Source organism: Bradyrhizobium sp. NBAIM14, assembly GCF_020193895.1.
GTDB classification, from domain to species: domain Bacteria; phylum Pseudomonadota; class Alphaproteobacteria; order Rhizobiales; family Xanthobacteraceae; genus Bradyrhizobium; species Bradyrhizobium yuanmingense.
In genome coordinates this window covers 81,977-94,441 of sequence record NZ_JADYVQ010000009.1, presented here as the reverse complement: position 1 = coordinate 94,441, position 12,465 = coordinate 81,977, and the positions used below count along the sequence as shown (strand labels likewise).

Genomic DNA, 12,465 nt, shown 5'->3' with positions numbered 1-12,465 from the left:
CGAGCCCGCCGCCGGCTCATCGCAGCGCGCCCCGAATCGCGTCTCGACCCGCCGTTTCTTAAGGGTGTAATAACCGTATCCTGCATTGACCAAAATTCGTGCGCAGCGCGCAGAAAATTTTGCGGTTCGCATGCAATCGCGCGCAATTTCGGAACCGATTCAGGCGCGCGCGCAATTTTGCGCCAGATCGCTCATTGATTGCGGCGCCGCACTCAGTCTGATGGCGCCTGCCGCCGCCCGCCACGCCGCGCAAACAGGCAGTAAGCGCGCCGCGCGCGGACCGCGGCTGGCTAAGATTACTTTTTTTTCAGACACTTGCCTCAAAACTTGCGGCCGCTGGACGCGACTGGGACGAGTGAAGTTGAGTTTGGGGTCTCGAAGAACAAGAAAGCGAAAGCAAAGCGTGCTTGCCCGCGCCGGCCAAAAGGCGCGCAAGCCGCGCTTTGCGCGCGCGCACCGTGCCCTTTCCGAACACGACGAAATCCTGCGCAGCCGTGCCGAGGCGGAAGCCGCGATCGCGGAGGCGCGCAAATCCCATGAGCGCCTGCGCCAGGCCATCGACATCCTGCCGCAGGGCATCGTGTTTCTCGACGCCGAAGGCCGCTACGTCCTCTGGAACAAGAAATACGCCGAGATCTACAGCAAGACCGCCGATCTGTTCGAGGAAGGCGCGCGGCTCGAGGACACGCTGCGTATCGGCGTCGCCCGCGGCGACTATCCCGAGGCCATCGGCAATGAAGAAGCCTGGATCGCCGAGCGCCTGCAAAAGCTCTACAAGCCCGGCGCGCGCCACGAGCAGAAGCTGTCGGACGGCCGCGTCATCCTGATCGACGAGCGCTTGACCGATGACGGCGGCGTCGTCGGCCTGCGCGTCGACATCACCGAGCTCAAGCAGCGCGAGGCCTCGTTCCGCCTGCTGTTCGACGGCAATCCCGTGCCCATGATCGTCTGCGCGCTGGACGACGAGCGCATCCTCGGCGTCAACGATGCCGCGGTCGCGCATTATGGCTACAGCCGCACCGAGTTCGAGCGATTGAAGATCCGGTCCTTGCAGGCGTTCGAAAGCGTGCCGCCCTGGACCGTCGATGGGACCGGCGAGGATCAGGCCGGCCGCACCTGGAAGCACGTCAAGGCCGACGGCGCGCTGATCGACCTTGCGATCTATTCCCGCGAATTGACTTATGCCGAGCGGCCCGCGGTGCTGCTCGCGCTGATGGACATCACCGAGCGCAAGCGCGCGGAGGCGCGACTCGCCTTCATGGCCCAGCATGACGGGCTGACCGGTCTGCCCAATCGCAACCTGCTGCGGCAGCAGATGGACGAGATGCTGCTGCACACGCGCCGCGGCTCCGAGAAGGTCGCGCTGCTGATACTAGGGCTCGACAATTTCAAGGCGGTCAACGACACGCTGGGGCATGCGGTCGGCGACAAGCTGCTGCGCGGCGTCGCCAAGCGACTACGCTCCACCTTGCGTGACGAGGATGGGCTGGCCCGCCTCAACTCCGACGAGTTCGCGGTTCTGCAGAGCGGATTGGCTCGGCCGGAAGATGCGGTGGGTCTCGCAAAACGCCTCCTGGCGGCCATTGCCGATCCCTATCTGCTCGACGGTCATTCCGTGGTGATCGGTGCCTCGATCGGCATTGCGATGGCGCCGGGCGACGGCGAGGATTCCGAAAAGCTGCTCAAGAGCGCCGACATGGCGCTGTCGCGCGCCAAGCTGGATGCGCGTGGCAGCTTCGCCTTCTTCGAGGCCGCGCTCGATGCGAAGGCGCAGAGCCGCCGCAAGATCGAGGTCGAGCTGCGCGATGCGATCCAGAATGACGTGCTGCGGCCGTACTACCAGCCGCTGATCGACCTCGCGAGCGGCCGCATCACCGGCTTCGAGGCGCTGGTGCGCTGGCTGCATGCCGAGCGCGGCATGGTGTCGCCGGCCGAGTTCATTCCGGTCGCCGAAGACACCGGCCTGATCAATCCGCTCGGCGGGCTGATGCTGCGCCGGGCCTGCCTCGACGCCGCGGCCTGGCCCGACGACGTCCGCGTCGCGGTCAACCTGTCGCCACTCCAGTTCCGCAGCGGCAATCTGCTCTCGATGGTTACTGACGCGCTGAAACATTCCGGCCTGGCGCCGCGGCGGCTCGAGCTCGAGATCACCGAGACGCTGCTCCTGGAGAAGAGCGCGCAGGTGCTGGCGACACTGCATGCGCTGCGCGCGCTCGGCGTGCGCATCTCCATGGACGATTTCGGCACCGGCTATTCCAGCCTCAGCTACCTACGCAGCTTCCCGTTCGACAAGATCAAGATCGACCAGTCCTTCGTGCGCGATCTCGCGGCCAACCGCGAGGCCCAGGCGATCATCCGCTCGATCGTCAGCCTCGGCAAGGGCCTTGGCGTCACCATCACCGCCGAAGGCGTCGAGACCGAAGCCGAGCTCAGCTGCCTCCGCGCCGAAGGCTGCCATGAGGGCCAGGGCTTCCTGTTCAGCAAGGCCCGGCCGAATGCGGAGATCGTCAGCCTGCTGGCCGCACAGCGCGGCATCGACCGCAACGAGGACGCCGCGCTGGTGGCGTGACCGCTCGCCTCCACGATATCTAAGAACGCACCGCTTCGCCCATCGGCCTCTCCCGCCTTGCCCGGCGCCAGCAGCCTTGATCTGCCTCAACAACGAGGCCAAAGGCCGGGGCGCATGACAGCGCGGCGTCGGTCAATTTCCGTTTGGAGGTTCGGACGGATAATGGCCCGGGCGCGCCACCCGTAAATTTCCCAAGTGCGGACCGTCAGCTGCCGTCGTTAAGTCGTGCGGTCGTGGGGTCGCACCATGAAGACACCGAAGCCGAAGCAATGGGCCGAGCAGGAGGTTCGACGGCTGGTCACGCTGGCCCGGCAGGGCATTGGGGTATCGAAGATTGCCGCCGAACTGGGCCGCCACGCCGGATCAGTCAGGCGAATGGCGCGAGCGAAAGGAATATTGTTGAAGAAATAGTCGCCGGTAGGGCAGGCGCTGCCTGATCGACGAGGCGCGTGGACGGCGCCCTACAGCCCGAAGCCTCGGCCGATGTCCCGCACAAGGCTGAGCGCAGCCTCAGTATTGCGACCATGGGAGAGCGCTCGATCGAGCCGAGACAAGATGCCTTTTCCGAAGAGCGCTATAGCGATGCTTCTGAGCATGGATCGGGTTTGAACGATGCTGCGAAAGTTCAAAACGGCCCCAGCCGCAGGATGGGGTAACAGCCGGGGCCGGCATTCCCATTCCAATGTGCCGCATCGGCGGTGGGCGGCACTCTTCAGGTTAGGCACACAGAAGCTAACAAATTATTCTGTTTCGCTCTCACCTCGCGTCGGCCGTGGCCGATTGTATCATAGCGTGCTCACGGTGAAGCGGTGAGCGAACCGAGCAATGGTCGACATGCTCGAGCGGCGCATCATTGGCCAAGTGCTCCCAATATTCAGCTTCCGCGAGTAGTTTCCAACCTCGATCCGGATGACGCGCGGCTGTCTGACGGCACAATAATGCCATCGCGCGCAGGCGACCCGCAGTATCCATCTGCTCCTCCCATTATATTCTTGTTGATTGCACCCTATTTTCTTTTTTTGCGTCGGAGTCATTACGATTATGTCGCAAAACTAATTTCCACTTTTCGAAGCGCGACTCGACTTTCGTTCCGGCTACAAATCGCGCATCGAACACAACTGGCGCAATTCAGCTCGTATCGGTAGATCGAGACCGGACCATCAGGCTTCGTGCTTACTAATCAAAACTGGCAAGAACGGCGAGATACTCGCGCCCGTCCGTCGGCGATGGGTTCCGCAAGAGCTCGAACTACCACCACGCGTCGGGCTCTCCGCGGCGATTGCCATGGTGTGGACCAGGTCTAGGTCCGCTCGATGAGCACCCGCTCCATGATGATCGTGCGTTCGTCCCCATAATAGCTGTCGCGCACGGCATTGAACCCCAGTCGCGCATAGAAGGTCTCTGCAGTGACCGATGAAGGGACCGTCAAGGACGAAATGTTCCGCTCGCGCGCTGTGCGCTCGATCTCGGCCATCAGCAGCTTGCCGATCCCGCGGGCCTGAACGTCCGGAGCAACGAAGACTGTGCGGACGACGCTTCCGTCGAGGCTTGCCGTTCCGACCAGGCGGCCGCCGATCGTGGCGACGAAAACGGTACGCTGCCCGATCAGCCGGCGCACGGCATCCGGGCCGAAGCTGGGCTCGATCCGCGCGATGATCTCCGCCGTATAGTCCTTCGCATTCGTTTCGCGCAGCGCACGCAAGATGACCTGATGGCCGCGGCGTCATCGTCGAGCGCGGGCCGGATGCTGCATTCCATGAACTGCTCCGCCGAAGCTTCGCGAATGACTGGATTTGAGCCCGCCTCACGGCGCGGCAATCGGCGGATTTTCAACGACCCGTCACTCGATCACGTCGTCCGTCAGCACGAGGATGGTGGGCGGGATCGTCACGCCAAGCGCCCGCGCGGTCTTGAGATTGACGGCCAGTTCGAATTTGGTTGGCAGCTGGATTGGCATATTTGCCGGCTTTTGTCCCTTCAGGATCAGATCAACATAGCCCGCGGCGCGACGAAACAGGTCGCTGATGTCGGCGCCATAGCTGATCAGAGCGCCGGCATGCGCGAACTCCTTCTGCTGGCCGATGACGGCGATCTTCATGTCGATGCCGATACGGCAAATTGCGTCCTGCATCGCGGCGGTCATGTAGTCGCGAATGACAATCACGGCGTTGCCGCCGGCGCCCGCGAGCACGTTGAATTGCTCGGCAACCGCCGCCGGCGACGCGCTCGTCAGTCCGAGGCGCACCGGTTCCAGCCCGGCGCGTCGTGCTTCCTCGATGGTTTGCGCGCCCCAGGCGCTGAAGGTCGGGTCCGTCGCATTGTTCAAGACGCCGATCCGCTTCAGCGAGGGCAGGATCTCCCGGATCATCTCGATGCGCTTGGCCGACATCTCCTCGCCGAACGCGGCGAAGCCGGTGAGACTGCCGCCCGGCCGCGCGAGGCTCTGAAACAATTCAGGGTCGCTTTGCACCGCAGGCAGCGCCACGGCGACGACGGGAATATTGGTTTTCCTGATGATCGCGCGTGCTGCGGCCGGGCCGGGCGAAAGCAGCACGTCCACCTGTCTGGCCACGAGGTCGTCGATCAATGCAAGGCCCCGCGACACATCGCCGGCCGTCGAGTGGGCCTCGATGACGATGGTGCGGCCCTCCACGTAACCCAGCTCGGCCAGCGCCTTCCGGAACGGAACGAGCACCGCATTGTCGATTTCCGGCGTGGCAAATCCGACGAATCCCACGACCGGAACGCGCTTTTGGGCCAAGGCTTCGCGCGCCGATATCGCCGTCATTCCCAAGAAGCTCAGAAACGTCCGCCGCCTCATTTGGCCTCTCGCGATGCCAGAACGATCTGATCACAAGGGCAATGGTACACGAAGATAATCGGTGCCAGAAGGCAGGAAGTAGGATGACCGAGGGAGGCGAAATCCATCAAACTTACATTTATGCAAAGTCAGATCCGGTATTCGCCACTGTCCGGTGTCACGCCGTCGCGCGGCTAAGATCGAGCGATGGCCTGCGCCGCGTCGGAAAACTCAGCGCCACCGCGACCGCCGCAAGCCCGATCGCGAAGGAGCCAGCGTGCAGCCAGGTGTATTGCTGGAACGTGTCGAACACGATCCCGCCGGCCCAGGGCCCGAGCGCCATGCCGAGGCTGGCGAAGGCCGACACGGCACCGAACACCGTGCCCATAATGCGCGCGCCGAAGAACTCGCGGACCAGCACCGCATAGAGCGGCATCACCCCACCATAGGCGAGGCCGAACACGACCGAGAGCGCGTAGAACTCGCCGAGCTGCGCCACGGCCAGATAGGTCGCGATGCACATCGCCTGCACGAACAGCCCGCCGACAAGGACCGGTTTCGCCCCGATGCGATCGGCCAGCGCGCCCAGCAGCAGGCGTCCGCCGAGGCCTGAGACGCCGGCGACGCTATAGACCGTCACTGCCGTGAGCGGAGCGATGCCGCAGACCATCGCATAGGACACCATGTGGAAGATCGGGCCGGAATGCGCCGCGCAGCAGGCGAAATGCGCCGCTGCGAGCGCGATGAATTGCGGCGTGCGCAGCGCCTGCGCCGCGCCCATCTCGACCTCTGGCGCCGCGTCCGTCGTTGCGGAGCCAGCGGCTGGCGGCGCCGGACGTACCAGGAAGCAGGCGGGGATCAACAGCGCCCACGAAGCGATGCCGATCGTCAGCATCGCGGTGCGCCAATCATAGGCCGTGATCAGCCAGCTCGCGGCCGGCGCGACCGTCACCGGCGACACGCCCATGCCGGCCGAGACCAGCGCCACGGCGAGGCTGCGGTTCTTTTCGATCCAGGCGCTCGCGAGCGCCATCATCGGTGCGTAGAAGCTGCCCACGGCGATCCCGATCAGCACGCCGAAGCAAAGCTGGAATTGCCACAGGCTTGCTGCCTGGCTCGCTGTGACGAGACCTAGTCCCAGCAGAACGCTTCCCGAGAGCACCACGATGCGGGTGCCGAACCGGTCCGACAGCGTGCCCCATAGGAATGCGGCGAATCCCATAAAGAGGAAATCCAGCGTCGCGGCAGCCGACACCCCGGCGCGCGACCAGCCCATCGCCTCCGAGATCGGCTGCAGGAACACCGCCAGCGACAGCATCGTGCCGAACCCGATGCAGGTCATCAGCGCGCCCGCGGCGACAACGACCCAGCCATAGTCGAAACGTGACGGCTTGCTCATGCGTTTCCTTGGCGCTTTTGCTCTTGTTGATGGTGCGCGGCAGGGATGGTGACTGATCCGCGGGGCGAGAGCAAGGCGGGTTGCCACCGCAGGCTGACACGGCCCGCCCGCAATGATAGCATGCCGCGCGTCACCAGCCTGCGACGTTGTTCTCGTGAAGCGCACACCCACCAACGTGCGGGGAGGCAAGTGCAATGAACTGGGGAGCGTCGTTTAGGCCGCGTGGGTGCCGCCGGCTTTTCCTGCCCGTCATTTTTGCCTCTGCGCTCTCGGCGCCGCTCGCATGCGCGCAGGACGTCCGAAGCGTGCCCGCCGCGCCGGGACCGGTCTTTTCGGAGAGCGGTCCCGATGCCGAGCTCTACGGTGCGGCTGAGGGCTATCCGGTCGGCACGCGCGGAGCCGCTCCCCCGCTCGACAAGCTCGTCGGCAGCTACAGCCATTTCGGCGAGATCTATCCCTCGCGCCGGGTCGCTCGCGCGACGACGCCCTGGCAATTCAAGCGCGCGCCGGAGCCACAGGTCACCTACAGTTTTGGCACCGAAAAGCTCGGCATCGCCGACTACCTCAAGCGCAACCCGGTGACGGGACTGCTGATCGCCAGGGACGACACCATCCTGTACGAGCACTACCAATATGCGCGGACCGACCATCACCGCTTTGTCTCGCAGTCCATGGCGAAGACGCTGGTGGCCACGCTGGTCGGGATCGCGGTCTCGGAGGGACGGATCAAGTCGATCGACGACCTTGTCTCGACCTATGTCGGCGGCCTTGCAGGCACGGAATATGGCGACACGTCCATCCGCGCCTTGTTGAACATGTCGTCAGGCGTCGAATTCTCGGAAGTCTATGACGGGAACGACGACATCGCCCGGCTTGGGCGGGCCTTGTTCGCCGGCCCGCCGAAAGATCCCGCCGCCATCGTCGCGCAGTTCAACACGCGGACCGCGCCGCCAGGCACCAAATTCCACTATGCCAGCGTTGAAACGGAGATACTCGGCTTGGTCCTGCGCGCCGCCACGGGCACGCCGGTCGCTGACTATCTCCACGACCGGATCTGGGACCCCATCGGCACCGAGGCGGACGCCTCCTGGGTGATCGACGGCACCGGGCAGGAGATCGCCTATTGCTGCTTCAACGCAACCTTGCGCGATTATGCGCGCCTGGCCCGGTTGCTCGCCCATGACGGCGCCTGGGAAGGCCGGCAGCTGATCCCCCGGCAGTGGCTGCTGGATGCCACGACCGTCAGGCCAGAGGACGGTCATCTCGCTCCGCGCGTGGCCACGCGCTATTTCGGCTACGGCTATCAGGTGTGGCTCCTCCCCGGCGAGCAGCGCCGATTTGCCCTCATCGGCATTCGCGGTCAGCTCATCCTGGTTGATCCCGCGTCCAAGCTCGTCATGGTGCACACGGCCGTTCGTCAGAAGCCGTCCGAGCCTGGCGCGCTCCGGGAGCCGCTTGCGTTATGGTCTGCTGTGCTGCAGCAGCTCGGGCAATGATCAATTGCTGATGCCTGCCAATGGCATATAGCCACGCAGGCGCGGTCGGTCGCGTCGGAAAGCCGCGGTTGCATTGAACCTGTCCGGCTTCCGGGAGCACCAATGGCGCGTAAGTCCCAATAGCCGCGACGAGGGAAGGCGCGATGAGGACCTTGACAGCATCGATCTGCGTTGCAGTTGCTGCGCTTGCCTTGAGTCTGTCGTTCGGCGTGCCGTCCCATGCCGAAGAGGACGAGGCGGGCACGCTGGCCCGGCAGATGAAGCAGCTTTATCGGGCCGGGAAGTACATGGAAGCACTGCCTATGGCCCAGAAGTCGCTGGCCCTTCGCGAGAAGGAGTTCGGCCCCGATGATGCGCACGTCGCGATGCCGCTGAACGACCTCGGCACGATCCATTATAATCTCGGCCAATACGCCGTTGCCGAACCGCTGTACAAGCGCGCGCTGGCCATTGACGAGAAGACGCTCGGCCCGAATCACTCCGAAGTCGCGATGGTGCTGAACAATCTCGGCGACCTCTACCGTGCGGAAGAGCGTTACGCCGAAGCGGAGCCGGTGCTCAAGCGGTCGATCGCCATTCACGAGAAAAGCGGTGATCCATCGATCGTGATGGCGTTGAGCAATCTGGGCGCCGTCTACAGCCATCAAGGCCGATACGATGAGGCCATACCGCTGTTCAAGCGAGGCCTCGCCGTGCTGCAGAAGGCGCTCGGTCCCAACGACCCCGAAGCGACGGTGCTGATGAACAATCTGGCCGACGCCTATATCAATCGCCATCGCTATGCCGATGCCGAGCGCCTGCTGAAGCGGTCGATGGCGGTGACCGAGAAGGCGTTCGGCCCGGATCATCCCGACATCGCGCAGGCACAGAACAATCTGGCTGCGCTCTATGGGCGTCAGGGCCGTAACGCGGAGGCCGAGCGGCTGTTCAAGCGGTCGGCGGCCACTTTCGAGAAAACCCTCGGCCCTGACCATCCGGATCTCGCCGGCGTTCTGGAAAACCTCGCCGGTCTCTACAAGTATCAAGGCCGCTATGCCGATGCCCAGCAGGTCCTGAAACGGTCGATGGCCATTCGAGGGAAGACCAGGCCGATCTGAAGACCAGCGCGGGACGGTAGTGCGATCTGTCCGCCGCAGCCCGAAGAGCGAAGCTGGCGGGCAGGGCTATCGCATTAGAGAGTTTTTCCCTGCGGCCATCCTTCGAGACGCCCGCTTGAGCAGTCTCCTCACAGGATGAGGGCGGAGTCCGCGGCAGCAGTTTCAACAGGCACCGACGCCCAATGAGCCTCATCCTGAGGAGACGCGTCAGCGCCGTCTCGAAGGACGAGGCGTGCGCGCAGGCACACTTCGCTTGCCCACACCACAACTTCTCCAACTTTTTTGGCACATTGACGCCGGACCATGTCGGCATGGGCCGGTCTCGATCGTCCTCGGGTCGACACGTCCCGGACGTGCTGGAAATGGACCCGGCACACGTGGCGAGAATTCCGTCAATTCGAGCGTCAAAGTCGCAACTGGAGCAATGCCCATGAGGATCACCGTCGAAACCAGCGTCGCCGCCCCGATCGATCAGGTCTGGCGTGCCTATACGACGCCAGCCGACATCGTGAAGTGGAATGCCGCGTCCGACGACTGGCATACGACCAAGGCGACGGTCGACCTGCGGGAAGGCGGCGTCTTCTCGTCGCGGATGGAGGCCAAGGACGGCAGCATGGGCTTCGACTTCGCCGGCACCTACACCAAGATCGTCGAGCACAAGCGGATCGAATATGCGTTCGGCGATCGAAAGGCCGAAGTCGAGTTCGTGCCCGGCCCGAACGGCGTTGTCGTGCGTGTCGTCTTCGACGCCGAAACCACGCACTCGGTCGAGCAGCAGCAGGGCGGCTGGCAGGCGATCCTCGACAATTTTGCGCGATACGTCGAGGCAAAGGGGAAATCGTGATCGATTAGCAGCGAACGTGGATGCCTGCATCGCACACGCTGCGATGCAGGTGCCATGCTTCAGCGCGGCCATGAAGCTTCCTGCGGCATGTCGACCTTGCCGAATTGCCGCATCTTCTTCTTGCCTTCGCGTGCCGCTAAGGTCGAACTATTTCTTGTTGCCCATGTGATGAGGCGACGACGTGCCGGGGCCGCCCGTGTAGTGATGACCGCCTGATTGAGCGTTGGCAGAGGTGCCGGTCTTTTCTTTCTTGCCCATGTGGTGCGGAACTTCTGTCTTGGGTCCGCCGCTGTAGTGATGGCCGTTCTTTTCCTTGTCGGTGGATTGAGCCGTGGCGGGTACGGCCAGCAGGGAAACAATGCCGATTGTGGCGAGAAGCGTCTTGGTGATCATGTTCGGTCCTCCAGGTTGCGAAGGTCCACGATACGCATCGGCGCAACGTCGGTCTTGACGAATCTCAAGGTACGATCGGTTGCTAATTGTCTCGCGCGCTCAGCTCCCGCGAGCCTTTGATCTGCGTCAAAAGCGATGGTGGCGGTGCTACTATGCTGCGGGGATCGAGAGGAGCGCGCCCATGCCGGTGCAGGATCATTCCGCTTATCGACAGCGGCATGCCGCGGGCATGTCCATGAGAGCCAAGGCTGGCCTGGTCCTGATCGGATTCCTGGCCATCGCCGGCGTGCTGCTGTTCAGCGAGCACAGGGCTCACGTGCTGGGGCTCCTGGTCTGGCTGCCGCTCCTTGCCTGTCCGCTGATGCATTTCTTCATGCATGGCGACCATGGTCACCGTCACGGTGGCGGCCGGCCAAACGATTCGAGGAGCGCGTGATGCACGACATTCCGCCTGCTTACGGCCTCTGGAGCCTCGTCACCGTCAACTCGGCGGTGTTCATCCTGTTTTCCTACAGCTTCTTCAAGCCGCAGACCTCGCGCGACTGGCGCTCCTTCGGCGCCTTCAGCGCGTTCCTGGTGGCGCTGTTCGCGGAGATGTACGGTTTTCCGCTCACCATCTATTTCCTGTCGGGTTGGCTGCAGTCGCGCTACCCGAACGTCGACTGGTTCTCGCACGACGCCGGTCATCTGCTCGAGATGATGTTCGGCTGGAAGACCAATCCCCACACGGGGCCGTTCCATGTCGTCAGCTTCATCTTCATCGGCGCCGGGTTCATCCTGATCTCCCTCGCCTGGAGGACGCTGTACGAGGCGCAGCAGACCCGGAGCCTCGCCACCACCGGTCCTTACAGCTACGTCCGGCATCCGCAATATGTCGGCTTCGTGCTGGTGATGTTCGGCTTCCTGTTGCAATGGCCGACGATTCTGACCTTGGCGATGTTTCCGGTGTTGACCGTCATGTACGTGAAGCTCGCCAGGGACGAGGAGCGTGAGGCCCGGAGCGAGTTCGGCGAGGCCTATGCCCGGTATGCCGCGCAGGTGCCGGCCTTCATTCCCCATCTCAACCGGCGATCCGGTCATAGCTCTTCTGGCGGCTATCGTCACGGCTGACCTTCGCGAGGAGATGCCTGCAAACGGCGCTAGCTTTAAAGGACGTCAATGAGCGTTCCCGTCTTCACCGCAAAGGCGCTGACTAAGATCTATGTCTCCGGCGAGGTGATGGTGCATGCCCTCAACGAGGTCGACCTCGACATTCCCGAGAAGGAAGTGGTCGTGCTGCTCGGCCCCTCCGGCAGCGGCAAGACGACGTTGCTCAACATCATGGGCGGCCTCGACCGTCCGACCAGCGGCCGGCTGTTCTTCCGCGATCTGGACCTAACGGACCTGGAGGACCGCGAACTCACGAAGTACCGCCGCGATCACGTCGGCTTCGTCTTCCAGTTCTACAATCTGGTGCCCAGCCTCACGGCCTACGAAAACGTCGCGCTGGTCACCGAAGTCGCCAAGAATCCGATGCGGCCGGCCGACGCCCTCGCGCTGGTCGGACTCGAAGCGAGGATGCATCACTTTCCCGCCCAGCTCTCCGGCGGCGAGCAGCAGCGCGTCGCCATCGCCCGCGCGATCGCGAAGCGGCCGGCGGTGCTGCTCTGCGACGAGCCGACCGGGGCGTTGGATTCGAAGACCGGCATCCGCGTCATCGAGGCGCTGCTTGGCGTCAACCGGCAGCTCGGGACCACTACAGTCATCATCACCCACAACGCCAGCATCCAGGAGGTCGCCGACCGAGTGCTGTTCTTCGCCGACGGTCGCATCTCCCGCATCCGGACCAACGAGGCCCGGCGGGAGGCCGCCGAGCTCACCTGGTGAC

12 protein-coding genes are annotated in these 12,465 nt (G+C 63.7%); 8 read left to right on the top strand and 4 right to left on the bottom strand.

The annotated features are described in order from the left end of the window. The first annotated feature begins 403 nt into the window (after window positions 1-403). Together I6F28_RS21820 and I6F28_RS21815 are read left to right on the top strand one after the other, a co-directional pair. Entirely contained in the window at window positions 404-2,569 is a 2,166-nt protein-coding gene (locus I6F28_RS21820; protein WP_225127047.1) for an EAL domain-containing protein, read from the top strand. A gap of 246 nt (window positions 2,570-2,815) precedes the next feature. After that, window positions 2,816-2,980, top strand: a complete 165-nt coding sequence (locus tag I6F28_RS21815) for a helix-turn-helix domain-containing protein (RefSeq protein WP_162130849.1) — start codon at window positions 2,816-2,818, stop codon at window positions 2,978-2,980. Window positions 2,981-3,869: 889 nt separating this feature from the next. On the opposite strand, the gene I6F28_RS21810 is transcribed toward I6F28_RS21815, so the two are convergent. The 3 genes from I6F28_RS21810 to I6F28_RS21800 form a co-directional block, all read right to left on the bottom strand. Continuing rightward, window positions 3,870-4,271 (bottom strand): GNAT family N-acetyltransferase, encoded by a 402-nt coding sequence (locus I6F28_RS21810; RefSeq protein ID WP_225140994.1) that lies wholly within the window; start codon window positions 4,269-4,271, stop codon window positions 3,870-3,872. A 138-nt stretch (window positions 4,272-4,409) separates the two neighbouring features. Further along, complete coding sequence (locus tag I6F28_RS21805) at window positions 4,410-5,357, bottom strand: ABC transporter substrate-binding protein (protein WP_225140992.1); 948 nt, start codon at window positions 5,355-5,357, stop codon at window positions 4,410-4,412. A 190-nt stretch (window positions 5,358-5,547) separates the two neighbouring features. Continuing rightward, complete coding sequence (locus I6F28_RS21800) at window positions 5,548-6,768, bottom strand: MFS transporter (protein ID WP_036026423.1); 1,221 nt, start codon at window positions 6,766-6,768, stop codon at window positions 5,548-5,550. Between the two features lie 305 nt (window positions 6,769-7,073). Here I6F28_RS21800 and I6F28_RS21795 point away from each other — a divergent pair, with 305 nt between their 5' ends. From I6F28_RS21795 to I6F28_RS21785, 3 genes are all read left to right on the top strand, one after another. Beyond that, entirely contained in the window at window positions 7,074-8,264 is a 1,191-nt protein-coding gene (locus tag I6F28_RS21795) for a serine hydrolase domain-containing protein (protein ID WP_225140990.1), read from the top strand. Window positions 8,265-8,407: 143 nt separating this feature from the next. Then, window positions 8,408-9,361, top strand: a complete 954-nt coding sequence (locus I6F28_RS21790) for a tetratricopeptide repeat protein (protein WP_225140988.1) — start codon at window positions 8,408-8,410, stop codon at window positions 9,359-9,361. Between the two features lie 430 nt (window positions 9,362-9,791). Further along, window positions 9,792-10,205 (top strand): SRPBCC family protein, encoded by a 414-nt coding sequence (locus I6F28_RS21785; protein ID WP_036014235.1) that lies wholly within the window; start codon window positions 9,792-9,794, stop codon window positions 10,203-10,205. A 147-nt stretch (window positions 10,206-10,352) separates the two neighbouring features. On the opposite strand, the gene I6F28_RS21780 is transcribed toward I6F28_RS21785, so the two are convergent. Beyond that, a complete protein-coding gene (locus I6F28_RS21780; RefSeq protein WP_036014203.1) occupies window positions 10,353-10,598 on the bottom strand; it encodes a hypothetical protein in 246 nt (81 codons plus the stop codon). Window positions 10,599-10,779: 181 nt separating this feature from the next. Between I6F28_RS21780 and I6F28_RS21775 the strand changes: the two genes are divergently transcribed. From I6F28_RS21775 to I6F28_RS21765, 3 genes are read left to right on the top strand one after another with little or no spacing between them, the layout of a single operon-like run. After that, window positions 10,780-11,034, top strand: coding sequence for a DUF2933 domain-containing protein (locus tag I6F28_RS21775; protein ID WP_036014201.1), 255 nt, complete (start codon window positions 10,780-10,782; stop codon window positions 11,032-11,034). Beyond that, window positions 11,034-11,708, top strand: coding sequence for a methyltransferase family protein (locus tag I6F28_RS21770; protein WP_036014198.1), 675 nt, complete (start codon window positions 11,034-11,036; stop codon window positions 11,706-11,708). The genes I6F28_RS21775 and I6F28_RS21770 overlap by 1 nt, the downstream gene beginning before the upstream one ends. Window positions 11,709-11,756: 48 nt before the next feature. Continuing rightward, window positions 11,757-12,464, top strand: a complete 708-nt coding sequence (locus I6F28_RS21765; protein WP_036026433.1) for an ABC transporter ATP-binding protein — start codon at window positions 11,757-11,759, stop codon at window positions 12,462-12,464. The last annotated feature ends 1 nt before the right edge of the window (window position 12,465 follow it).